Origin of the sequence: Bacillus sp. 41-22 (genome assembly GCF_025809295.1) — a bacterium.
Lineage (GTDB): Bacteria > Bacillota > Bacilli > Bacillales > Bacillaceae_G > Bacillus_A > Bacillus_A mycoides.
The window spans coordinates 637,370-663,234 of the sequence record NZ_CP084035.1 but is presented as its reverse complement, the minus strand read 5'-3'; the positions used below and the strand labels follow the sequence as shown (position 1 = coordinate 663,234).

The window sequence follows — 25,865 nt, the reverse complement described above, 5'->3', positions numbered from 1 at the left end:
ATAACGAGCAAAGGATGTTGTGCTATGTAAAAGTTTCCTAAAGAAAAGACGCTACCTTAGCAGCGTCTTTTCTCATTTCATTAATGTCCACCGTGACCTTGACCACTTTCCTGAACAATTTCTAACCTCTCATCCAATATACCTTGTGTTTCAAATGAAACATCACTACTACTTCCTAATAGGAAACCATGGTTATATGGTCCAAGTGTTGGATCATCTTTAAACTTCGGCTGAATAGTAGCAAGGAAGTCATAAACTGGTTGTGAAGCTTTTCCTTCCTCAAGCAAAACAACAGGGGCATGTTTACCCATATGTGAAAACGGTGCTCCCGCAATTGCTAAGTCTGGTGTTTTGCTTGAAACAAATGACAAACCGTGACCTGGTTTTGTGAATCCCCAGCCAAATTTCGTTTTTTCATCTTTAAATTTCGCAAATGCAACCGAATTTTCTGTTGGAGTCTCCCCACTAATACGCGTTACTTTCCCATATTTACTTAACTCTTTTTCTACTTCTTTCGAAACGATTTTTTCTGGTCCTAACACATATATATTCGCTTTATCTTTTCTCGTCTTTAATGCCTCTATTGTCGCTTCTGGCACTTTATTTTTTTCAGTATATAGAAGAGGTTCTGGCATATGAGAAATCCAATTTACAGCTGGTGTTGTATATAAACGTCCTTCTTCTTCAGACGAACCGATAATAACGCTATTTGGATAATTTCCTGTTATATCGGCATATTCTTTATCAACATCTTTAGCAAATTTAGCTGGGTCCGTTTCTTTTATTTGCTTTACTTTATATTCTTTTAATTGCTCTAGGCTAGATGCCCCTATATCCCCCATCACCATAATTTGCGTTCCATCTTTCGTTCCGAGCGGATTTAATCGTTTTATTTCTTTTAACGTCATTTCGGGTACCTTTTCTTTTTCTATAAATAAAATCGGTCCGTTATTCGGGTGATGAATAAGATCCGCACTTGCAATACCTAATTGCCACTCGTTCACTGGCACTAAAATAATAGCGCCTGGCTGATTCTCTTTATGCGTTGCTGGCCATATCGTTTGCGAAGTTAATACTGCCATTTGCAGAGGATCATTTGTATTTAATCTCGTTACATTTTTTAAACTTGTCGTTAATAAATCATTCGATGCACCTTGATTCATTTTTTTCGGTGCAGTTACCTCCTGATTCATTTTCATTTCCTTTTGCTCTGTTTTCTTCTCTTCTGTAGATTCATGATTTTTATGATCTGTACTCGTTTGTCCGCATGCCGCAAGACCGACTGCTGCAATTATTGTTATCCCCAAAATTCGGATCATCTTTTTCACTATATCGCCTCCGTATTATTCGTTTTCGAGCCAATATTATTACCTAAAATGGAATTTCAACTTTACAATAACAAGCAATTCTGAAGAAATTATGCAGATGCATTATAATCTGCACCATTTCTTCATGATTTTGACTTACAATTTAAGTAATAACTACAAATGCGGAGGTACTCTATGATCGATATACTACTCGTAGATGATGAACCGAGAATGCTTGAATTATTAACGCTTTATCTTACTCCAATCGGATATAACTGCGTATGTGCAGTATCCGGAGAAGAAGCTATTTCACATCTAGAAAATCGAAACTTCAAATTTATTTTACTCGATATTATGATGCCAAAGATGGATGGGTGGGAAACTTGCAAAAGAATTCGATCATTTAGTAACGTTCCTATCATTATGGTAACTGCTCGTGATCAAACGGTAGATGTCGTTCAAGGGTTAAAACTTGGAGCAGATGATTACGTGACGAAACCATTCCACGAAGAGGAGCTCTTCGCAAGAATTGAAGCTGTTTTACGCCGAACCAATCAACATGCACAAATCCAATATCACGGCATTTTATGGGATGAGGCCAAGCATTTCATTTCTGTCCATAATGAAGAACTTCTTCTCACCCCAATCGAATTCTCTTTACTCGGATTATTTTTACGTCATGTGAACTACGTATTAAGCCGTGATCAGCTCATTGAACGAATTTGGGGATTAAATACAAATACAGAAGATAGAACAGTCGATTCACATATTCGTAATTTACGTGATAAATTACGAAAAGTAAATTTCCCCATTGATCACCATTTAAAAACTGTTTACGGAGTAGGATATCGATGGATTGATATTGAAAACTAAGGAGCAAAACGATGAAGCGAATTTCTATTCAACTCGGATTTTATTTTCTAATTGTTACACTTTTAATCGAAAGTGTTCTATTTGTCTTGCTCTATTATAGCCTTGTAAACAATAGAGTGAATGAAGAAATGACTGCTTTATTAAAGCGTGGAAATAGTCACCGAGATGTCCTTGAAAAATATTTTGACAGGCAAACAATCTCCCATGTTGCTTTAATGGAATCCGAAGCTGAAACAACTGTTATTATTACAAATGCAAATAAGGAAATACTAGCTAAATCCAATGAAATAAATACTACTATAAAAAAACATATTGAAGGAATGCAAACACGAACAGATCATGATGGAGCAATTATAGAGAATCATTGGAAAACATCTAATTATATATGTACAGTTAGCCCAATTGTAGTGGCAGGAAAAACGGAAGGCTATGTATATATGTTTCTCGGGACGGAATCAATCGAAGAAATGGTTAACGGGCTCACACGGCAATTCATTATCGCTGGAGTCATTACTTTCCTATTAACAGCCATCACCATTTTTCTATTATCACGTTTGTTAACAAAACCATTGTTACACATGAAACAAGCGACTGAAAAAATGAGTAAGGGCGATTTATCCGTTTCATTAACAACTACTCGAAATGACGAAATTGGTGAACTAGCACAATCTATCCAAACTCTCGCAAATGATTTACATTATATGAAAACGGAGCGAAGTGAATTTCTAGCAAGTGTTGCTCACGAATTACGAACACCATTAACGTACGTAAGAGGTTATGCTGACATTGCATCAAAAGAAAACACACCCCCAGAGCAACGTTTACGATACTTATCCATTATAAAAGACGAGTCTGATTATATTACAAGCTTAGTCCAAGATTTATTTTCACTCGCTCAAATGGAAAAGCATAACTTTTTCATTCAAGTACAGGAAGTGCATTTACACATCTTCCTTACTCGCATCACTGAAAAAATAAATGTGATGTACGGAGAAAAACAAATTAAAGTTGTTTTCACATGTCCTTCCTCACTCTTAGTAAAGCTAGATGAGCAACGCTTTGAACAAGTTATGGCTAACATTTTAAATAACGCGTATAGACATTCAAAAGAACATTCTCATATAAATATTTCTGTTACAGAAGAACATAAACGTATTTCCATTACAATTGAAGATGAAGGCGAAGGTATTCCGCCTGAAGACCTCCCTCACATTTTCGATCGCTTTTACCGTGTTGATAAAGCGCGCTCTAGAGCTACAGGAGGCACTGGTTTAGGGCTCTCCATCGTAAAAGAAATCGTAGAACTACACGGCGGGCATATTACTGTCACAAGTGAAATTGATCACGGATCTTGCTTTACAATTTCATTGCCATCTATATAGAAACACGACTATCATCAATAGTCGTGTTTTCTTATCCTTTAGGACTTTACTTTATAATATAAATTTACGAATTGGCCAAAACGTTTCGTATCCGTTAAAGTTAAATTAATTTCTGGATTCTTTTCTTTAAATAACGGAACTCCAGAACCTAATATGTGAGGTGTAATCGTAACAACATATTCATCAATTAAATTATTCTTAAAGAACTCTCTCAGTAGACTCCCTCCACCGACCATCCATATTTTAGATCCTTCCTGCTCTTTCAACCTTTTTGTAAACTCTAATACATCTTCATTTACAAACTCTACATGTTCGTTTGAACCTTTTTCTGAATTAGAAAAAACATAACATTTTTTATCTAGGTACGGGAATGTTTCCGTATGCTCTATCACATAATCGTACGTTCTCTTTCCCATAATTATCGTATCAATTGTTTCGTACATTTCTGTATAACCGTTGTCTCCCTCACCTTCTGTTTCCATTAACCACTCTAAATCATCATCTTCTTTCGCGATAAATCCATCTAAGCTCGCTGCAATAAATAAAACAATTTCACGTGACATATCTTTTCCTCCTTACAGCTTCTATTGATAAAATCATCTTATAAGCACTATACTAACCATAAAACATGACAACTTATGTCATGTTAAAAAAGAAAAAGGTGATATCCTTGTCAAAAGCAAAACGTTTACTAGACATTCTTATATTTGCTTCTACGAAAAAAACATTTACAGCTCAAGAAATAGCTGATGAATTTAATATTTCCGTTCGTACGGTCCATAGATATATTTTAGATTTAAGTGATATGGGATTACCCATTTACGCTGAACAAGGTCGTAACGGAGGATATAAAGTATTAACAAGCAGCATGCTTCCCCCCATTTTATTTACCGAAGAAGAAGCGGTCTCCATCTTTTTTGCTTTTCAGTCTTTAAGCTACTACAGAGACTTGCCTTTTAACACAGGAATCAATTCCGTTACGCATAAACTGTATAGCTCCCTACAACATGATGCGAAAGCGAAAGTTGATAAAATACGATCTTATATCTCTTTTTGGAATCCGAAGAGAACAATTGATACACCTCTTTTAAACGAAGTATTAACCGCGGCTATTGAAAATAAAAATTTACACTTTCAATACGAATCTAAATCAGGGATTAAAACAAAACATGTTCATCCTATCGGTGTATATGCTCACGATGGTTTATGGTATTTGCCATCCTATGAATTTAGTAGAAAAAAAGTATTACTTTATCGTGTTGATCGCATTCTTTCTATATTATCAACGGAAGAAAATGAAGATACATTCATGAATTTAGAAGAGTGGTTTGCCTCTAACTCTAACGTAGTACACAGTCCTACTCAGTTACATGTTTTACTGACAACAGAAGGCGTACGTCAATGTAAAAGCGTTCCTTACCTTGAAGAGTTCGTTGTAGTAACGGAAGACGGGACAGGACATATACATTCAACAATTGATAAAGGAGAAATCCATTTTATTACGCCTTTATTTTATAGACTTGGAAAAGATGCAAAAGTTTTAGAACCGAAAGAATTAATAGATGGTTTACGCATACGTGCGAAAGAAGTTTTACATATGTATGAAGACTAAAAAATCCCTCTTTTAAAAACATAAAAACGTGAGCGCCCTATTCTCACGTTTTTATGTTTCACTTTACTAATTCAATTGTTTCTGTAACTTTTATACTATCCTTTACAGATTGAACAATTGTGCAATTTTTCACTGCAAGTTGCAGCGCCTTGTCTAATTGTTCTTCTGTAATGTTTTGCGCTTTAATTTTATAGTGCAAATGAAAACTTTCAACTGGTTTTGATAAAGCTTCACTTCTACCAATTTCAGTTTCAATTGTAAACGTATCGTATGTAATACGTTTCTTTTCTAAAATTGTTCGGAAGACAATTGCACTACATCCTGCGATAGAAGACACGAGTAATTGTAACGGTGAATATCCGTTTTCTTTTCCAATCGCTAATTGACCATACGATAAATCCGCCTGTATATCATCGTGTTTGATTGTTAGTTTCATTTGGTGTCTCCATCTCCACTTTCATCGGTTTCTGCCGTTTCTTATTTATATAATAATATATGTAGCAGAAAATGATAAATGGAATACCACAATATAACGCCATTCGTTGTTCTGGAATAAACGCTAAACTAATAACAACGATGCTATTTGTAATTAAAGCTAAAATTGGAACAAGCGGGTATAGTGGTGTTCTATACTTTAAGTCCTCTAATTTTCCTCCGCCTTTTAAATACTGACTTCTAAAGCGAAGTTGTGATAAAGCAATAATGATCCAACTTGAAACAGCCGATAAACCAGCTATAGATAATAAATACATATATACTGTATCTTCTGCAAGGAAACTTGTTAATAAAGATAACGCCGCTACAGCAATCGTTACGACTAACGCTGTAATCGGAATACCACGTTTATTTACTTTCTTGAAAGAAGTTGGTGCCATTCCTTCATTTGCAAGTGACCATAGTATACGCGTTGCTGCATATAACCCTGAGTTCGCTACAGATAGAAGAGCTGTAATAATAACGAAGTTCATAATATCAGCTGCATATGGAATACCGATTTTATCAAATACAACTACGAATGGGCTTTCAATTATCCCTGCTTCTTTCCAAGAAATTAACCCTACTAAAATTGTCATTGTTAAAATGAAGAATAACATAATGCGCCATACTGTATTACGAATCGCACGTGGAATTGTTTTTTCAGGATTCTGACTCTCTCCTGCTGCAATCCCGATTAACTCTGTTCCTTGGAAGGAAAAGTTAACTGTAATCATCGTAAGAAGCACTGCAGCTAGTCCATTTGGGAATAGCCCACCATCACTTACAAAGTTAGAGAAAAGAGGCGCTGCTTCTTTTCCATCGTATGGTAAGAATCCTAGTAATGCGCTACCACCAAGTAAAATGAATGCAATAATTGTAACTACTTTAATACTAGAGAACCAAAACTCTAATTCAGCATAACTCTTCGCTGATATTGCATTTGAAGCATATAAAATAACTCCGAATACGAGACACCATACCCAAACATCAACATTCGGAAACCATCTTTTCATCATTAAACCGATCGATGTTAATTCTAATCCTACTGTTACTGCCCATCCAATCCAGTATAGCCAACCGATCATAAATCCAGTTCCTGGTCCAATAAACTTCGTCGCATACTTTTGGAAAGATCCTGAAACTGGCATTGCTACCGTTAGCTCTCCAAGACAAAGCATTGTTAAATACATAATAAATCCGCCCACTAAATATGAAAGGATCGCTCCCCCTGGTCCAGCCTGATTAATGGTGTAACCTGAACCTAGAAAAAAACCAGTTCCGATTACACCACCTAGTGCGATCATAAATAAATGTCTACTCTTCATCGTACGATGTAATTGCTCATTCGTTGTTTGCTGCATCTTAATCCTCCCCCTACAAGTACCCCTATCTCTTTTTAAAATTTTCTGATAATAAAAATATACACGAAAGCGATTACAATTTCTATATAAAATTAAAACTTTTCTGATAAAACAATATAAAAATTCAAATATTAAGAGCTCGCAATACTAATTTGAGGAAAAAAAGGATTTATAAGGAAAAAACTCTTACATTTTTTTGTAAGAGTTAACGTATTTCTAATCTTCTAGATAAAATTGATAAACCGTAGTTTACAACAAAATACATACAGGCTGCTAGTATAAATGTCGGAATCATATAATTTACATTCTGCCCGCTAATAATTTGAGCATTATGCATAAGCTCTGGCAATGATATAACAACCGCTAATGACGTATCTTTTAACAATGAAATAAATTGACTAACAAGCGGGGGGACCATTCTTCTTAATGCTTGCGGCAAAATAATATGCCAAAGCGCTTGCACATACGTTAATCCAGAAGACCTTGCAGCCTCAATCTGCCCTTTTTCGATAGATAATAGACCGCTTCGAACAATTTCAGATATCATTGCCGCTTCAAATATTGTTAAAGCAACAATTGCAGCTGTTATAATTTCTAACTTCAATCCCGCTTCCGGAAGTGCAAAATACGTAAAAAATATAATTAAAAGTAGCGGTAAATTTCGAATGACTTCCACGATAAAGCCTAATATTTGTGAGACGACAGGTATTTTCGTATAGCGCAATATTCCTATTACACTACCAATAATAAAGCTAAGTACAATTGCTATGAGCGCTACCTCTAACGTTATGAGTAATCCTTTTAATAAAAAGAGGATATGATCACCTGTTATCGCTCCTTTAAAATCCATTTATACCGCCTCCTTTGCTAAGCGTTTTTCTAAATAACGCACTAGCATACTTAGCGGAATTGTTAATACTAAATAAAACATCCCGACAAATATATATACATCAAACGTAACGAACGTCTTCGTTGAAATTAAGTCTCCTTGATACATTAAATCCGTTCCAGCAATAATTCCGAGTATTGAAGAGTTTTTTACTAAATTGAGAAATTGATTTCCTAGAGGAGGAATGACGATTTTCATCGCTTGAGGTAAGACGACATGATACATCGCTTGCGTATAAGTTAATCCTGAAGAACGTGCTGCTTCCATTTGACCTTTCGCGACTGATAAAATACCAGCACGAATTACTTCCGCAATAAAAGCCGCTGTATAAACTGTAAGCGCAACTGTCCCTGCTACAAAACCGTTGAAAGTAATTCCTATTACAGGCAAAGCAAAATAGAAAATGAATGCAATTAATACGAGTGGAATATTTCTAACAAACTCTACATAGGCAGAGCCAATCCAATTCAAAATACGAATAGGTGAAATTCGCATCACTGCCATAACAATTCCTAAAACAAAACTTCCTATTAGTGCAACTACACTAGACATAACCGTATATTTAAATCCTTCTAAATACATATCAATGTTATTCGTTAATATAGAAAAATCAGGCACATATTCTCCCCTCTTTCTTTACAAGAAGAGGATGAGTACTCTCATCCTCTCACTCTTACTATTTATCACGAGAAATAAAGTTTCATTTTACTTCTCTTGTTTTTGACCAATCCATTTTTCATACAATTTATCGTATTCTCCATTCGCTTTCATATCTTTTAATAAACTATTAATCTCTTTCGTTAAATCGTCTGCACCTTTTTGTACTGCAATTCCATACGGTTCATCCGTGAAAATTTCCCCTACAACTTCATAATTAGAATCTTGTTTTGCCATTCCGTAAAGAATCGCATTATCTGTAGTTAAAACATCGCCTTTACCTGCTTTTAACGCTGTAAATGCCTCACTATAATTCTCAAACTCTAATACTGTTGCTTCTGGTGATTTTTGGCGAATGTTATTTGTAGATGTTGATCCTTTTACAGCTAATACTTTAACGCCTTGTTTTATATCATCAATGCTCTTAATATTGCTTCCTTTTTTCACAAGTAACGATTGTCCTGCTTTAAAATATACATCTGAGAAATCTACTTCTTTTTTGCGTTCTTCCGTAATTGTCATTGTCGCAATAATTGCATCAATATCACCATTTTTCAGCATCGGAATACGTGTTTTAGACGTTACTTCTTTCAGCTCTAGTTTCTTTTCATCACCAAGAATTTTTTTCGCAAGTGCCTTCGCGATATCAATATCGAATCCTTCTACTTGCCCTGTTGAAGGGTTTTTCAATCCAAATAAATTCGTATCATTCTTCACTCCAACTACTAACTTCCCTCGCTTCTTAATTTGCTCAACAGCTCCGCCTTGCTTCGTATTCGTTTCTTTCGCCTCGTCTTTTTTCCCCCCGCACCCAGCAACAATAAACACGAATAAACATGAGAATACGATTAGGGTAAACAACTTTTTCATCTTAAGCATGAAATTCCTCCTTTAATGATTTAATACCCGGCTTAAAAATAGACGTGCTCTTTCTTGTTCAGGATTTGCAAAAAATTGTGATGGTGTTGTATCTTCGATAATTTGACCGTCATCCATAAATAAAATTCTATCTGCTACCTCACGTGCAAATCCCATCTCATGTGTGACGACGACCATCGTCATTCCTTCTTTAGCCAGCGCTTTCATAACATCAAGCACCTCTCCGATCATCTCTGGATCAAGAGCGGACGTAGGCTCATCAAATAGCATAATTTTCGGTTGCATCGCGAGCCCTCTAGCAATAGCTACCCTTTGCTGTTGACCTCCGGATAATTGATGAGGATATACACCTGCCTTCTCCGGGATTCCTACTTTCTCTAAATAAACCATCGCTGTTTTTTCTGCTTCTTCTTTTGAAGTTTTATTTACTTTAATTGGTGCTAGTGTAATATTTTGCAGAACTGTTTTATGTGGGTATAAGTAAAAATGCTGGAAGACCATACCAATATTTCGGCGTAATTCATTCATATCTGTTTTTTTATTGTGTACATCTGTATTTTGTACGATTAACTCTCCATCAGTAATCGCCTCTAACTGATTTATACACCGAAGCAATGTACTTTTTCCTGATCCTGAAGGACCAACAACTACTACCACTTCACCTTTTTTCACTTGCACATTAATATTTTTCAAAACTTGGAAGTTACCATAATATTTATTTACATTACGAAACTCTATCACCATACTCCCCCCTCTCCTAAACAAAGCATGTACATTCTTTTTATATTCAAAAATAGGCAAAAAAATAACTTTCATCTTCATTTTGTCCATAAAAAAGAGCAAAGGGATTTCCCTTTGCTCCTTCATTTCTATTCTCTTAAGATACTTCTTCTTTCTTGTCTTTCCCGTATTCATGCTCCCAGAAATCAGCATTTTTAATTCCTAATTTCTGCGGATCGAATACTGGATCTTTTCCTTCTTTTTTCTGCTTTTCATAATCCTTTAATGCAATCAATGCCGGCTTTTGTAATAATAGAATCGCAATAATGTTAACCCATGCCATAATTCCTACACCAATATCTCCTAAAGCCCACGCTGTTGCTGCTGTTTTTACACAACCGTAGAATACAACTCCTAAGAATACAAACTTTAGTACGATAGACATCCAAGGGCGGTCTTTATCACGATTTAAGTAAGCGATATTCGTTTCTGCGATGTAGTAATAAGCCATAATTGTTGTAAATGCGAAGAATAGTAGAGAGATTGCCACGAAACCGTTTCCAAATCCAGGGAAAACAGATTCTACCGCAGCCTGTGTATAACCAGGACCTGGTTGTGCACCATTTAATTTATTGACGATAAAGTTTTTTCCGCTTGCATCAAATACGTTATACATGCCTGTAATAATCATCATAAATGCTGTTGCTGAACAAACAAATAATGTATCAATGTAAACGGAAAATGCTTGTACTAACCCTTGTTTAGCTGGATGCGATACTTCAGCTGCTGCTGCTGCATGGGCCCCAGTTCCTTGCCCTGCTTCGTTTGAATAAATACCACGTTTTACACCCCAAGAAATTGCTAAACCGATAATCCCGCCAAAAGCCGCTTCTAATGCAAATGCACTTTTTAAAATTAACATGAAAGCGTCTGGTAATTTTTCAATATTCATAGCTACAATTACACAGGCTACTAAAATATAGCCAAGCGCCATAAACGGTACTACAACTTGCGCTACGTTAACAATTCGCTTAACTCCACCAAATATAATAAGTGCTAATGCCGCTACTAATACCGCTCCTGATACAGAAGTATTAATACCAAAAGCTGTTTCTAGACTTACAGCAATACTATTCGCCTGAACACCCGGTAACAGCATCCCCGTCGCAAGAATTGTCGCTGCAACGAATACTAAAGCATACCATTTAACACCTAGTCCTTTTTCAATGTAATAAGCAGGACCACCGCGGAATTGCCCTTGATGCTTCGTCTTATATATTTGTGCAAGCGTCGATTCTACATATGCAGAACCAGCTCCTAGAAAGGCTACCGCCCACATCCAAAATACAGCCCCTGGACCACCAAAGGCAACAGCCGTTGCAACACCTGCAATATTTCCTGTTCCAACGCGCCCTGATAATGAAAGTGCTAAAGCTTGGAATGAAGAAACACCCGCATCCGATTTTTCCCCTTGAAATGTAAGTTTCACCATTTCTCCTACATGTCTTACTTGTAAAAACCTTGTTCGAATGGAAAAATATAGACCTACTCCTAAACATAAATAGACAAGTGCTGGACTCCAAACAATATTATTTATCCAACTTACGATAGCTTCCAACTTTCCCCCTCCTTCTTTATAAAGAATATTCAGAATATATATAAAATTATAAGTGTATACCGAATCTATAACAATATTATTTTAATAAAGTAAACATATTTTTGTATAAAAAAACAAAGTATATATTTATTTTATATACTTTGTTCCCTTATCTCTGTATTATGTATTCACTATTGCCTCTTGCTTTATAATTCTTTCATACAACTCATCTGATAACTTTTGAAAATCCCCTGGCATATCTTTCCCCTTAAATTTCTTTTGAATCGTACCGTATAGGCCTATATCACGTAACCGTAAAAATAACGGTAACGATTCATACCAACTATCCGCCAGCCTGTGCTCATATTCGTACCCCTTTCTTAACACTTGTAACTGTTTACGAGCAAATTCCGTCTTTTTCTCCAATGTCCACGGTGTAAAAAGAACAGAGTAATAAAGAACCATTGCCAAATCATGAATGAAGTAATTATAGGCAGCGTCATCAAAATCAAAGATTGTTAGCCCTTTTCCATCATAATGAAAATTACCTGGATGAATATCGCCATGCATAAGGCCAAACGTTTCTCTTTCGATTGGAAGAGCCTTTATTTCATCCATTAATACAGTAGCAATCCCTTTCACCTTCTCATCTTCTAATCCATTAACAATGCTACTTTCATCCTCTTCCCACGTATCACGGTAGTCTGTTTTAGGATAATCCATTGTAAGGCGGTGCAGTTGTCCAATCGCTTTTCCCCACGCTTCAAAGTAAGCATCTCCCCAATAAGGCGATCCTTCTCCTTTTACTTGCTCACCTTGTGCATATGTAAATAAAGACGCGAAAAAGAAAGTGCCATCTTCCGCTCCAATTTCTTCTACAAGGTTTTGAGATATTGAATTACGAGGTCCCGCCACTTTTGCCCCATGCTCTGCAACATACCGTAAAAAATCTAGTTCGGCCTCTACCTCTTTTTTAGACCGATGAGAAGAATGGGTTAAGCGTAATACGTAATCTTCATTATTTTTATCCTTCGCCTTAAAAATATAATTTTCAAAATCACCAAGTGGCTTTTCTTCCACCGTTACATGATATGCCTTTGCTGCTCTTGCTAAAATTTCATTCGTAAAAACACGTTCTACCGCTATTTCCATTTGTATCCCTCCTATATATCTTCTTAATTCGACATAAATGTAAGAAGTACTGCTATGAAATTAAATAGTGCGTGTGCAATCATAGCCGATAAAATAGAATTTGTTTTTTCATATAACCACGCGAATACTACACCGCTTAAAAAATTCACCGGTAATGTGTTATATGTTGGAATATGAACAACGGTAAATATTATTGAACTTATAAGCACACCGCCCCATATGCCATATCTATCACGAAAAAACGTATAAAAAACACCTCGATATAAAATTTCTTCATAGATTGGTGATATAACTGCTGCTCCAATTACCGCGATACAGAACGCATATATTGATTTATCATTTTGGATCGTCTCCGTTTTACTATTTTCGAAAGAAATCCCCAGTTTCTCCATTATCATTAATACTCCAACACTCACTACAATCAAAGAAATAACCGCTACAAATGTCCACAATAAATCTTTCCATGAAAGCTTCCGAATTCCAATATCTTTCCACGACAGTTTATATCTTTTTATGCAAAAAAGATAAACTAAAAATGTAAATATCACTGCCATTATAAGTCCCATTAATACTCCAGCATATAATGAGTTCCCTATTATTTTTAAAGCATAATCATAAAAAAGAGATTCAACCATTACTGGTACAATCAGAAATACAAAAACAAATAAATATAAAATTTCTTTCCATCCCCACATACATTTTAAAGTCATCTACACCATCCCCCTATATCCTATTTTCTTTAGTATAAAAGATGACGTAACGTAACTTTCAAGCTACTTTTTTTCAAATAATCTAAGCATAATTTTCTCACAAAATAAAAAAAGGTTGATTCACTCAATCAACCTTTACACTATTAAAAATTCTATTCCTCAATTCTTCATCAATTCATTCTCATATATAATATTTATCTTTATTTCTCTTCACCTTTTGTCTGCATTGAGTTGAAGGTCCAATTTAACTTCAATGAATCCCCTTGAAATACATTTTGCTCTTCATCGTTATCTACAAATGTGAACATTACGTAGAAAGTATCATCATCACCAGGAGCAAGTCCATTTCCTTCTCGGTCTACAACACCTTTTTGTACAAGATCAGGAATACTTCCGTTTTGCGTAGCTACCTTTAATTCAGATAATGTAGTAGACCAAATTGGAACCTCATTTTTATCCAAATTCCACAAGAAATCAACACGGATATGATCACCAAAATCAGCATTTCCATTATCTCCTTTAGCATCGATTACACTGTAATCTGTCAGAAGTTTCACATCTCCTATTGCTAAGGTTCCTTTGTTTACTAATTGAAAACCACGCTCCATTTCATCACCTGGTTTAATATTGTCGACATTAATAACAACTTCAGGATTAACACTCAAATCTAAAGTACCGGCTGCAAACGTGTTTTGTGATACTTCCTTATCACTAAAATACGCATATGTTCCCCCACTAATTAAAGATAAGCCAAGCGCTGCAGTTACAACACCCATACCAAGTTTTTTCTTAATACTCATTTCACAAGTCCCCCTATTTTTAAAGTTTAAACTACAAACCTTATTTCCAGCTCACAAACAATAATAATTAAGCAACTACCTTGTCCCACAACGAAAGCGAACTAACTTTAAGCTAGTTACTTCATGTACCCAAACGACTATTACTTTTAAAATAACCGGTAATGTTACCGTAAATCATTACCGGTTATTTGTTAGCCAATCTCATTTAATTTTATATTCATTGTCTTATTGCTTTATTTACTCTAGAAGTTTGCCCACTTATTTTTTTGGCTCTAATCCAATGGAACGTAAGATTTTATCTAACGTCACTGGCCCTACATTTTCTTTCGGTTTCTGATTTTCTTTGGCATCTGGACCCTTTTTCAAGAAATTCTTCTCAATAAAACGAATATCTGTTTCATTTACAACACCATCTTGATTGACATCTCCATCTTTTACAGCCACTTTTCCTTTTTCATATGAAAGAGCTGCTATTCTAGCATCTTGAATATCTACCATTTTATCGCCGTTTACATCACCTGCAAGGCTGTCATCCATATCAGCTCTAAAGTTTTGTCCCACTAATTCTCCATCCTGCATTTTCCCTATTTTTGTAGTTAATTTACTATTTAAATGACCTGGCATTTCTACGAAAATGTTATATTCTGTATCACTTACTGGAACACTATGAATTTCAAATTGCCCATTATCATCAACCGTTCCTGTATATTTCTTTCCATCCTTACCAACTGCATACACTTTTGCTCCTAGTTTTGTGTAGTCATTCTTACCTAAATACCCCTCTTCAGTTAAGAACGCTTCTGGTCCAATATATCCTGTAACCATTGCATGTTTCGAAATAATAGAAAAGGATTTATCTTTAAACACAGGAATCTCAACGCCTTCTGATGCACCTGTTTTTGTATAAGAGAATTTATCTACTCCAAATGCTGTTAAATTATTAAAATACTCGTCACTCGTCATCTCGAATGTAACATCTACAAATGGTGCGTCTCCATCTAGACCTTTAAATTCTGTTCCTTCTAAAGATGCACCAACTTTCACCTTGTTTTCCCAGTTTCCTTCTTCATTTATCACTGGATCTTCTAATTTAATATTTAATCCATGTTGTTTTGCATATTCTGCAAGTGCTGGATTTGGTTTAACATCTACAAATTTAAACAACTGTTTACTATAAGGAATCTCAAATGTACCTGACATAAGTTGTTTCACATTATTAAGATTTAAAGTTAATGTAATTTTTTCTCCTAGTTTAACTTTATCCTTGTCATAGCTTGGGACAGCGTATTCCGTTCCCTCTTTAACAAAGACATAGTCTTTAAATCCATTTGCCATATTTGATGCAGTTGCAAGATCATATCCAAATAACCTTAAATTAAGCGGTTCATTGATTTCCTCTGGAAGTACACCAAATTTAAAATCACCATTGGCTTGAATTGTATTCAACCAACCTGACGGAAAAGCAGAGTTTTGGTAATATACAATTTCATTAGTTTTTTGGTCATACTGAAGGCCTTTTGCCTTTAATACATCTATCGTAGAATCATAAATGTTACCATGTACCCATAATGCACGCTGACCATCTTCTTCTTTGAACATAGATTCATTTACCTCATGAACGCCAGGTTTTACATCGGTAAATTTCATTTCAGGTTTGATATTATCAATAATTACGCTATCTCCTTTTGTATAAGGTTTCCCTTCTTTGTCATATCCAATGAAATCAAGTTGGTAATCTCCATCAGGCAACGTAACTCGCTTGTCTCCAATTGGATGATTTGGATCTCCTGTAAACGGGAATACATAGCCACCCATACCATCGAACATGATATATTCAATATTTGGTGTTAGACTGCTAGCATTAATTGTCCCCACAATTCCTAATGCCTTTCCTGTTTTTCGATCCTTCACCACTGCATCGATAGTTTCAAGTGGACTGTTCAATTTAAATGTCAGCGGTGAACTCGGCCTTTCCATAAATGGATGGAAGTTAGATGTATCTGTTGCCATTGCATCTCTCAGCAAATCTACAGATTCAATTCCTTTTTCTGTGAATTTAACTGCAAATGGCACTTGATATACTTCTTTTTCATTTTTTTTATTTGAAATATGAATATATCCCTCATATCTACCAAATTCAGCGTTTTCTGGAATGATAATTTCAGGGCTAATTTCCCCTGATGTACTAGGAGCTACTTTAATAGAATCTTGTACGTTCAGCTTCACACCATTCTTCGCTGCATCTTGCACACCTACACTTGTTGGTGAAAACTCTACTTCTAATTTAAACTCTTTCTCGTCTGTTTTATTGCTGTTCTTAATTAAGACCTTTCGACTATCTTTAATAGGTCCATTTCCCAATTGGTTTTTATACCCGAATGCAATAGACCCTGTTTTTTCTTCAATTTCTACTTCTTCATCATTTACAACGTTTGATGTTTTATCGATAACCTCGATAGCTGTATCTGCATGAACTGCACGATACGCATCAATTCGGCCTGATCCTACCTCAAATACAGAGCGTGCCTCTTTTAAGTCAACTGCAGTATTCATAAGCGCTTCTTTTACTTCAAACGGACTATAGTTTGGATGTTCTTGTAAAATGAGTGCCGCCACCCCCGCTGTATGAGGAGTTGCCATAGATGTACCTGACATACGTCCATACGCTACCGGATAATTTTCTCCATCCTTTGGATCATTAATATATTCAGGAACAGTTGAGAAAATAGAAACACCTGGCGCTACAATATCCGGCTTAATATCATCTGTTTTACTTGCAGGACCGCGAGAGCTGAAATCAGCTAAGTGATCTCCTTCTGTTTTTGTGTTACTCAGTTCTCCAAATGTTAAAGAGACATCTCCTTGGACAGCTTTTGCTTGCAATTTCTCACCATCTGCCTTTGTTAAGCGGAACGATGGAATAGATGAAGTACTTTCCCCAAGGTAACTTGTAATTTCACCATCTACATTGTTATATACAATTACCGCCTTTGCACCTGCTTCCTTAGCATTTTTAATTTTTTCATCGAATGTAATCTCACCGCGCTGGATGAGCGCTAACTTTCCTTGTACATCTTTCCCTTTAAAATCATCTATTTTCCCAAGACCTGTATATACAACAGATAATGATTGACCTTTCAAATCTTCAATCTTATCAGTAAAGCTTTTTCCAAGTAGCATCATTTTATCCACATGTAAATCAGCTGCATCGGCGGAAAATGTCGGGATAGTCATCGCAGCGTCACTTGCTCCAACTGTAATTGGAAGTGCTGCTGCACTAGGTGATCCAAGGGTACCTTCTTCTGGACCACTATTACCTGCCGCTACTACTGTAACAACACCAGCTAACATCGCATTGTTTACTGCAATAGAAGTAGGATATAAAGGATCATTAATAGACGCACCTAATGATAAATTGATAACGTCCATATCGTCTTTCACTGCTTTATCAATCGCAGCAAGAATACCGCTTGTTTGTCCACTTCCATATGGACCTAATACACGATATGAATATAAATCTACATCCGGAGCGACTCCCGTAACTGCATAATCCACACTATTCTTTTTGTCTGCAGCAATTGTCCCAGCTACATGAGTACCGTGGGATGTATAGTATGCACTTCCATCATAAATTTCAGGATATCCTCCAGAATTTTGCCAATCCTTATACGTTGTCTCCATTGGATCAGCATCATTATTAACAAAATCCCATCCTTTTATTGAGTTCGGATCTATTTTGCTTGCATCTTCACCTTGCTTTGCACGATACCCTTTATAAGCATCTTTTAAATCAGGGTGGTTATAATCAATACCTGTGTCCAGTACACCTACCTTAATTCCTTTTCCTGTTATTTTTTCATCATGCAGCTTGTCCACACCAATTTGTGGTACACTATCTGCCATTTTGGGTTCGGCAGCCGTCTTAGCTGTTTCTTTCGGTAAATCAATTTTGACCTCACTATCTTCCCATACGCGCTTAACAATACCAGTGCGAACTAAGTCTTCAATCATATTCGCAGGTAACGAAATCGCTACACCATTAAAAGCATTCTTATATTCTCTTGTTATTTTGGCAGATTTAAAATTCGTCCCTTTATCTTTATTCTTTTGAAGCTGCTCAAACTCTGATTTAAATTCTTTATGAGATGCTTCTACCTTTTGTTCCGCAGTTGAAAGGGCTATTTTTTTCCCCTTAGCTGCTTGTTTTAACATCTCGATTTTGCTAGGTGCTTGCTTAAACTCTACAATCACATTCACATTATCAGGACTTGCTGTATTGATGCCTGGTGAAATAACAAAACCTGGTTTTGTATTTAACGTTTTTAAGGCATTACGTTGTTCCTTTGTAAGACCTTTCAATATAGCATTTGCATCATCAATCCCAGTTAAAGTAGTTGTATTTACCTCTTCGGCCAATACGTTATATGGAATTCCTTGAGACATTAACATACCAACAGTTAGCGTTCCGATAAGTATTTTTCCGAATTTCCCCTTCTTCATAGCGCATCTCCTTATTATTAAAATTATTTTTTCTAAAATAAATCCTCTGATCTCCTATTTAGCATTGGCAATTCTATCAACCTTGAATCTATTTAAAACAATCGAGAATCTCCAACACTACTAATCTTCTTTCTATAAAAGCCCCCATAAATTGTTTCCAACTACAACGATTTACAACATGAATTATTAGTAGCGTTAAGCAATAATTCTATTTTTATTATTTCACATTTTGATTTTTCTGAATATTGAACAAAAGGAGTAATTTTTTTCTAATGATTCTATGCCCAAATAGTACAAAAGAACTACCTTGCCCTTTATTCTTTGTAATATAGAATAAAGAAACACGATAGTTCTTTTAAACATCTCTTATTTAATCCAACGGAACCAATTGATTTCGAACAGCATAAATCACCGCTTGCGATCGACTTTTTACATTTAGTTTTTTAAAAATTTTATTGATGTGAATTTTAACTGTTTTATCACTAATATATAGAGCTTCAGCAATTTCTTTATTACTAAGTCCTTTTACTAATTCAAAAAGAATTTCCTTTTCACGTTCCGTCAGTTCATTTTCATTTGATTCTAATTTCATTTTTTGCTGATGATATGTAATTAATTTTTTAGTCATACGCGGATGAATAACTGAATCGCCTCGATATAACATTCGAATTGCTGCTATTACCTGCTCCGATGATGAATCCTTCAATAAATAACCATCAGCACCAGCCTGAAGTGCATCCATTAAATACTCATCATGTTCATACATTGTAAACACAAGCACTCGGCAATTTGGATAATTTTTTTTTACTAACTCTGTGGCTTCAATCCCATTTTTCCCTGGAAGATTAATATCCATCAAAATACAATCTGGTCTGCATTCTTCTACTTTTCCCAATACTCCGTCCCCAGAGCTAGCTTCTCCAACCACTTTCATATCAGATTCATCCTCTAGTATGCTCCGAATTGCGTCTCGTAAAAAAGCATGATCATCCACTACTAATATTTTAATCATTTTACGCACCCCTTGTTTGTGAATCTGGAATTAATAGTGTAATTTCTGTCCCTTTCCCTACAGAACTATCAATCTGTAAAGTAGCCCCTAATTGTTCAGCTTGTTCATTCATATGTAATATACCATAATGTGGCTCATTCTTCGTTTTAACCATAGACTCAAATAGTGAAAAGCCGACTCCATTATCCTTAACCCTTAAAAGCACGTGCTCACTTTGATAGCTAAGTAAAACATCAGTCTTTTCTGCTTGTGCATGTTTTACAATGTTTTGCAAACTCTCTTGTAATGTATCAAAAATAACTCTTTCTTTTGAAAAGCTGAGTGCACGTGCATGACCTCTTTCATGATATGTAATATCTAGTTCATATTCTTGTTTTAAAGATTTTATTTTACTTGCTATCGCCTGCTTAAGCCCTAATTGTTGTGTCGGATATGGTTTTAAAGCATAAATAGAATAACGAACTTCTCCTAGGCTTCCTCTTAAATCTTTTATACTTTTCTCTACTATTTGCTGCATATCTATTGGTTTATCACGGTATTTTTTCTGCGCGGATTCTAGTTGGTATATCACCCCGGCCAATGTTTGTGCAATACCATCGTGAATTTCGCGTGCGATTCTATTTCTTTCTTCTAAAATCATTCTTTTTTCCTGTTCAGAAATCAATATTCTTGTTTTAACTACGTTAGCTAATTGGTTAGAAAACGTAGCTAACGACTGTACATCTTCCGGAAAAAAACCCGCAGTTCTACTTTTCCCTGCAACAAACATTCCGATTAGTTCATCATTTACAATAAGAGGAAAATATACAAGCGAGCGTATGACGCTATCAAATATTTCATCTCCAGGAGCCGTACCAGTTTTCCAATCATGAAACACAAGATTTTTAGAGATTCCCTCAAACGCCTTGGATATTTCTGAATGATCAGAAATATCCAGACGAACTTTCCCATCTTTCAATAGAAGATTCCAGTTCCCATCATCTTTTGTCCATATTACATATGCTTGTATGCCAAAAAAGCCTTTAAGTGCTTGTTTAATATGTTTCAGGTTCCCTCCGGTTAGTCCACGACTAATTTCTGTCGTAATAAGAAACAGCTCATATAATCGTTCCTTCTCCATCCTTATCCGTACAGAAAAAGAGCTAATAACTGAAATTGCTACAAGTGGAAAAAAGAAAAACAGTACTGTAATCTCGTTTATTTCCACACTATATGTACTAATTAATACATGCATCAGGGCCGCATAAGAGAAACCAAAAGTTTCGCAAAGAAATACCGTTACAGTTTTTTTATACCACTGATAGATTGAATATGGCTGCGGAAGAATTATCATTAACAAATCGTAAAAGCGGTTGTTGAAGAAGCCAAAAAACACGCAAAATAACAACAAAGATATTAAATTTTCATATAGAACTGACATATCTATCTTGTTAATTAATAAAGACATACATTTATTTGAAAACCATTCGGCCAAGATCAAACTAAGCGCATGCTGAGTACTATTAAATAACATTCTTTGTATCGGTGAACGACGATGCAGGTGAATAATTAGCGTTACGAGTACAATAGCAATAATAGTCATATGGATTCCAAACTGCCAACTCATAGCGTAAATTATCGGAAAGGTAAGCGAGCTAGTTCCTCTCCAAAATCGTACAGGAAAATACTCTGCAATCCCCATAAATATTAATAACAATATTAATATCGTTGGATAAGAAGGGATTTTAATATCAAGTAAAGATATGGTTATAGTAATCAAGCCAAGAAAAGAAATAAAATAAAGATAAGAACTAGCAATCTTTTCTCTCATAAAGATAGAATTTACATCCTTCAAAACAACCCCTTCTTTCTTTATAAAACTTCATTTTCTCTATTATCCAACAAAAAACCGGCACTGGCAAAATGGAAAAACCTCCACTAGCCAATCACCGGCTGTGTACTACACCTAAAAAGGCAAGACACAATATTAGTATAAATCGATTCTCATAAATTTCCTATTCATCAAACGATGTAATTATGCATACCGCTAGGCTTATCCTCTATAGTACAAAAGATATATATTAATATCGCTAATCTAATATACGCTTTCTTTCCATCCCTTATATCCTATTTTCTTTAGTATAAAAGATGATGTAACGTAACCTTCAAGCTACTTTTTTCAAATAATCCAAGCATAATTTTCTCACAAACAACAAAAATTAACAGAAACAATTTCAATGTAAAGGAGATGGAAATTATGGCCGAACAGAAAAATTCACAACAAGATAATAAAAAAAAGCATATGTTTCCATCACTTCCGGAAAATATTAATTACATTGAAAATAAGCTCTGTCATTCAGATGATATAAAAAAATTAGATGTCCCTTTCCAAAATGGAAAAGGAACAATTATATATATCGAATCTTTAGCAGACCCAAATTTAATTCATCAATTAGCTCTTGAACCATTATTAACTCGATCGGATCTGTCTTTAGATAAAGCTTTTGCCACATTAAATATGAAAAAAGAAACAAATTTAAATTATGGTGTGCAGCTTTTATTACAAGGTAAATCTTTATATTTTCATGAACACGTCGACAGTTTTTGTATTTTCGAAACAGCTCTATCTTTAAAGAGAGATATAACAGAACCTGATAATGAAGGGATTGTCCGTGGACCGCATACTGGTTTAGTAGAAGATTTAGCAACCAATTTAGCTTCTATTCGTAAACTCATAAAAAGTCCACATGTCGTCGTTAAATATTTCACACTCGGTGAAGAAATGCATACGAAAGTGGCAATTGCTTATATGCAAAACATAGCTAATGACGATCTAGTTACAGAAGTAAAAAGAAGGTTAGAAACGATTAAGACAGATGCACTTATGCCTCCAGGATATATACAAGAATTTATAGAGGATACGTCTTTCTCACCCTTTCCGCAACAATTAAATACAGAGCGTCCAGATAGAGTCGCAGCAAATTTAATGGAAGGACGAGTTGCTATTTTATCTGATGGAGATCCAACTGCACTTATCGTTCCTGTTACGTTATTTGCTTTCTATCAATCACCAGATGATTATAATAACCGCTGGATTGTCGGTTCTTTCATCCGAATGATTCGCTTAGTCAGTTTCTTGATTGCCTTTCTCTTGCCCGCTATATATATCGCAACAGTTGCTTTTCATCCTGATGTGTTGCCGCTCGAACTTGTTTATACGATTAAAGCTTCATTAGAAAAAGTGCCACTTCCTCCTATTTTTGAAGCTCTCTTAATGGAATTAATCTTTGAATTATTACGGGAAGCTGGTATTCGCTTGCCAAGCCGAGTTGGACAAACAATCGGTATTGTAGGTGGTTTAGTAATTGGTGATGCAATTGTAAAAGCCGGTCTCGTTTCTTATACAATGATTATCGTTGTAGCTTTAACTGCAATCTCATCTTTTCTTGTTCCATCAAATGATATGAGTTCCGCAGTTCGGATTCTTCGTTTTCCGTTAATGCTCCTTGCTGCCATATTCGGCTATGTAGGAATATCATTCGGTCTCATTATAACTTTCGTTCATTTATGCCAGTTACATTCATTTCATACCCCCTATCTTTCTCCTGTTGCTCCGATGCGGATAAAAGATATGAAAGACTCTTTTGTACGACTACCAATTTGGTCGTTTTGGGAACGACCACATGATTCAAAACCGAAAAAAATGCAACGACAACATGTAACGAGAGAGGATGAGAACGGTGACAAACACGCAAAGTAAAATTTCACTTGTTCAATTTACCTTTTTCGTTATTCAATGCCAAATCGGAGTTGGTATACTTTCTCTACCAAACCGTCTTCACCCAATAGCGAAAGGTGGCGGATGGATTTCTGCTCTCATCGCTGGTCTTGCAATTCAACTTATTATTTTACTTATGTGGCTTTTCTTAAAACGATTTCCTGATGCAGATATGTATGAAAGTGTTTGTATGCTATTTGGGAATAAGTTTGGAAAACTATTAGGTTTTGCTTATGTTTTTTATTTTACCCTTATCGGTATGACGGTTATGTTAAATGCTTGTAATGTCATTAAAGTTTGGATATTACAAGCAACTCCTTGGTATGCCACCCTCATGCTATTTACAATAGCTTGTTGTTACATAGCTTATAATACGTTCAAAGTCATCGTACGGTTTTACGTCATGGCTTCTATTCTCATTTTACCAATGGCTCTTTTAATTGCCCTAGGGCTTACACGAGCTGATTTTTCTTACATTTTTCCAATTACAGAAGCCGGATGGTGGAATATTATTCAAGCATCAAAAGAAACCATTACAGCTATGTATGGTTTTGAGATTATTCTTATCGCTTTCCCAAAAGTAAACGGGAGTTCTGTGGCAAAACTGAAAGCAATTTCTATCGCTAATGGATTTGTAACTCTTTTTTATACTTTTACTGTTTGGATTTGCTTTATCGTATTTAGTCCAAAACAAGTTGAACTTATTCCAGAGCCAGTTGCTTACTTATTGCGTTCTCTGCATATTGGGATTATAGACCGAACCGATTTACTATTCATCCCAATATGGATGATAACTGTTGTAGCTTCTATTGCTAGTTATTACTGTGCTGCTTCTATAGGAATTGGACATATCTTCAATCTGGCTAATCATAAAAAGGCTGTTCCAATCGTTGGTATTATTGCTTTTAGTGTAGCCCTATTTATAGATACACCTGAAGAATTAAAAGTAATTGCAACTTTTACTGATAAGTTCACGTATATTTTCATAGTTGTCCTCCCTCTTTTATTTCTACTTTATTCAGTAATAAGGAATAAGAAAGGAGAACAGTATGTTCCAAAAAAGAGTTAAATTACTTTTTATATTATGTACTAGTGCATTCCTTTCTGGCTGTTGGGATCAAGAACCATTAAGAGAAGCGAGATTAGCTTATAGCATTGGATATGATATTACGGAAGAAAATAAACTTCAGCAAACGCTTGAACTCGTAAAAAGTTCAAGCGGAGAGCAATCTTCATTCGAGAATGAAATACATTCAGCAAACGGGCATAACATAAGGGATACAAGCGATGCCCTAAAAAAAAATGTGACTGGTAATATTCGCTATTTTAAATATGGTGTTCAATTACTAGGAACCAAAATTCTAAAAAAAGGTATACTCCCCTATTTAGATGTCAGCTTTCGGGACCCAACAAACCCAACTGCTTTAGTAAAACTTATTGCAGTAGATGGTGAAACATCCGAGATACTAGAAAAAAAGAAGGTAGGAAATTTACTAATTGGAGATTTTCTAAAGAAAAAAGTGAAAAGCTTAGAAGATATGAGTGTATTTCCAAAAGAAACTTTAGAAACAGCTGCTACAAAAATGTTAGATCCCGGTAAAGACTTTACCCTCCCTTCTATAAAAATAAAAGGAAAAGAAGTAATTACAAACGGGTTAGCTTTATTTAACAATGATAAATTAACTGGGCATTTACCTTTGAAACAATCTGTTTTATTCGTATTATTAACCGGAAAAATGGGAACAAGTGCCCGTATAACCCAAAAACTTACTAGCGATGAATCAGAGAAGACATCTGATTATTTAACAATGGAAGTTAGTAATCGAAAGTTAAAGCGAGACTTAAAAATAACAACAGATAGAAAAGGAAATGTATATGCTCACATTAAGCTTCAACTAAAAGTTATAGCCCTTGAGGCTCCAAGAGATAATATTTACAAAATGGAAGAAAGAAAAAAATTAAATGAAAAATTATCTAAACAACTTACAAAAGAAGCAAAACAAATAACGAACAGGTTACAAAAAGCAAATTGTGATGCTTTCGGTATAGGTAGAAATCTTATCGCTTATCATCCAGAGTTATGGAAGAAAAAGAATTGGAATAAAGATTATGCAAAGGTAAAATTTAAACCGGAAGTAGAAGTAAAGATTTTATATAGTGGCGTCTTAAAATAAAAAGGT

Annotated in this window: 21 protein-coding genes; 6 read left to right on the top strand and 15 right to left on the bottom strand. The window is 35.3% G+C overall.

Translation table 11 applies throughout. The annotated features are described in order from the left end of the window. Positions 1 to 80: 80 nt before the first annotated feature. On the bottom strand, positions 81 to 1,328 hold the full coding sequence (locus LCF45_RS03310) for a cell wall-binding repeat-containing protein (protein WP_002125231.1): 1,248 nt from the start codon (positions 1,326 to 1,328) through the stop codon (positions 81 to 83). A 174-nt stretch (positions 1,329 to 1,502) separates the two neighbouring features. On the opposite strand from LCF45_RS03310, the gene LCF45_RS03305 reads away from it, so the two are divergent. Both LCF45_RS03305 and LCF45_RS03300 read left to right on the top strand, forming a co-directional pair. Next, a complete protein-coding gene (locus LCF45_RS03305; RefSeq protein ID WP_002125228.1) occupies positions 1,503 to 2,180 on the top strand; it encodes a response regulator transcription factor in 678 nt (225 codons plus the stop codon). Between the two features lie 11 nt (positions 2,181 to 2,191). Then, positions 2,192 to 3,562: a sensor histidine kinase gene (locus LCF45_RS03300; protein ID WP_002125226.1), complete on the top strand. Its 1,371-nt coding sequence runs from the start codon at positions 2,192 to 2,194 to the stop codon at positions 3,560 to 3,562. 38 nt (positions 3,563 to 3,600) lie between these two features. On the opposite strand, the gene LCF45_RS03295 is transcribed toward LCF45_RS03300, so the two are convergent. Then, the gene (locus tag LCF45_RS03295) at positions 3,601 to 4,125 is read right to left on the bottom strand and encodes a dihydrofolate reductase family protein (RefSeq protein ID WP_002125224.1); all 525 of its coding nucleotides are present in this window, start codon (positions 4,123 to 4,125) and stop codon (positions 3,601 to 3,603) included. A gap of 65 nt (positions 4,126 to 4,190) precedes the next feature. Between LCF45_RS03295 and LCF45_RS03290 the strand changes: the two genes are divergently transcribed. After that, positions 4,191 to 5,174, top strand: a complete 984-nt coding sequence (locus LCF45_RS03290; RefSeq protein WP_170935220.1) for a helix-turn-helix transcriptional regulator — start codon at positions 4,191 to 4,193, stop codon at positions 5,172 to 5,174. Positions 5,175 to 5,232: 58 nt separating this feature from the next. On the opposite strand, the gene LCF45_RS03285 is transcribed toward LCF45_RS03290, so the two are convergent. The 13 genes from LCF45_RS03285 to LCF45_RS03225 form a co-directional block, all read right to left on the bottom strand. Then, positions 5,233 to 5,610: an OsmC family protein gene (locus LCF45_RS03285; protein ID WP_263894530.1), complete on the bottom strand. Its 378-nt coding sequence runs from the start codon at positions 5,608 to 5,610 to the stop codon at positions 5,233 to 5,235. Beyond that, positions 5,585 to 7,012 (bottom strand): amino acid permease, encoded by a 1,428-nt coding sequence (locus LCF45_RS03280; protein ID WP_002125217.1) that lies wholly within the window; start codon positions 7,010 to 7,012, stop codon positions 5,585 to 5,587. The genes LCF45_RS03285 and LCF45_RS03280 overlap by 26 nt, the downstream gene beginning before the upstream one ends. A gap of 205 nt (positions 7,013 to 7,217) precedes the next feature. Continuing rightward, positions 7,218 to 7,862 carry an amino acid ABC transporter permease gene (locus LCF45_RS03275; RefSeq protein ID WP_002134376.1) on the bottom strand — a complete coding sequence of 215 codons (645 nt, stop codon included), beginning with the start codon at positions 7,860 to 7,862 and terminating at the stop codon, positions 7,218 to 7,220. Next, positions 7,863 to 8,519 (bottom strand): amino acid ABC transporter permease, encoded by a 657-nt coding sequence (locus LCF45_RS03270; RefSeq protein WP_002090963.1) that lies wholly within the window; start codon positions 8,517 to 8,519, stop codon positions 7,863 to 7,865. A gap of 87 nt (positions 8,520 to 8,606) precedes the next feature. Beyond that, entirely contained in the window at positions 8,607 to 9,437 is an 831-nt protein-coding gene (glnH, locus tag LCF45_RS03265; protein ID WP_263894529.1) for a glutamine ABC transporter substrate-binding protein GlnH, read from the bottom strand. Positions 9,438 to 9,449: 12 nt separating this feature from the next. Beyond that, entirely contained in the window at positions 9,450 to 10,304 is an 855-nt protein-coding gene (locus LCF45_RS03260; protein WP_307838809.1) for an amino acid ABC transporter ATP-binding protein, read from the bottom strand. 10 nt (positions 10,305 to 10,314) lie between these two features. After that, a complete protein-coding gene (locus tag LCF45_RS03255) occupies positions 10,315 to 11,775 on the bottom strand; it encodes an alanine/glycine:cation symporter family protein (protein WP_002125208.1) in 1,461 nt (486 codons plus the stop codon). A 159-nt stretch (positions 11,776 to 11,934) separates the two neighbouring features. After that, a complete protein-coding gene (locus LCF45_RS03250) occupies positions 11,935 to 12,906 on the bottom strand; it encodes a phosphotransferase enzyme family protein (protein WP_078203673.1) in 972 nt (323 codons plus the stop codon). Positions 12,907 to 12,929: 23 nt separating this feature from the next. Then, positions 12,930 to 13,616, bottom strand: a complete 687-nt coding sequence (locus LCF45_RS03245) for a CPBP family intramembrane glutamic endopeptidase (RefSeq protein WP_002125203.1) — start codon at positions 13,614 to 13,616, stop codon at positions 12,930 to 12,932. A 200-nt stretch (positions 13,617 to 13,816) separates the two neighbouring features. After that, on the bottom strand, positions 13,817 to 14,416 hold the full coding sequence (locus LCF45_RS03240; RefSeq protein WP_000023369.1) for a TasA family protein: 600 nt from the start codon (positions 14,414 to 14,416) through the stop codon (positions 13,817 to 13,819). Positions 14,417 to 14,674: 258 nt separating this feature from the next. Then, positions 14,675 to 18,916 carry a S8 family serine peptidase gene (locus LCF45_RS03235; protein ID WP_002125200.1) on the bottom strand — a complete coding sequence of 1,414 codons (4,242 nt, stop codon included), beginning with the start codon at positions 18,914 to 18,916 and terminating at the stop codon, positions 14,675 to 14,677. Between the two features lie 370 nt (positions 18,917 to 19,286). Continuing rightward, on the bottom strand, positions 19,287 to 19,928 hold the full coding sequence (locus LCF45_RS03230) for a response regulator (protein WP_002035350.1): 642 nt from the start codon (positions 19,926 to 19,928) through the stop codon (positions 19,287 to 19,289). A 1-nt stretch (position 19,929) separates the two neighbouring features. After that, the gene (locus LCF45_RS03225; protein WP_263894528.1) at positions 19,930 to 21,762 is read right to left on the bottom strand and encodes a GAF domain-containing sensor histidine kinase; all 1,833 of its coding nucleotides are present in this window, start codon (positions 21,760 to 21,762) and stop codon (positions 19,930 to 19,932) included. 402 nt (positions 21,763 to 22,164) lie between these two features. Here LCF45_RS03225 and gerKA point away from each other — a divergent pair, with 402 nt between their 5' ends. The 3 genes from gerKA to gerKC are packed head-to-tail and all read left to right on the top strand — an operon-like array spanning position 22,165 to position 25,859. After that, positions 22,165 to 23,667, top strand: a complete 1,503-nt coding sequence (gene gerKA, locus LCF45_RS03220) for a spore germination protein GerKA (RefSeq protein ID WP_002125193.1) — start codon at positions 22,165 to 22,167, stop codon at positions 23,665 to 23,667. Further along, positions 23,648 to 24,754 (top strand): GerAB/ArcD/ProY family transporter, encoded by a 1,107-nt coding sequence (locus LCF45_RS03215; protein WP_000185782.1) that lies wholly within the window; start codon positions 23,648 to 23,650, stop codon positions 24,752 to 24,754. Before gerKA ends, LCF45_RS03215 begins: the two co-directional genes overlap by 20 nt. Next, the gene (gene gerKC, locus LCF45_RS03210) at positions 24,735 to 25,859 is read left to right on the top strand and encodes a spore germination protein GerKC (protein ID WP_002125191.1); all 1,125 of its coding nucleotides are present in this window, start codon (positions 24,735 to 24,737) and stop codon (positions 25,857 to 25,859) included. Before LCF45_RS03215 ends, gerKC begins: the two co-directional genes overlap by 20 nt. Positions 25,860 to 25,865 lie beyond the last annotated feature (6 nt).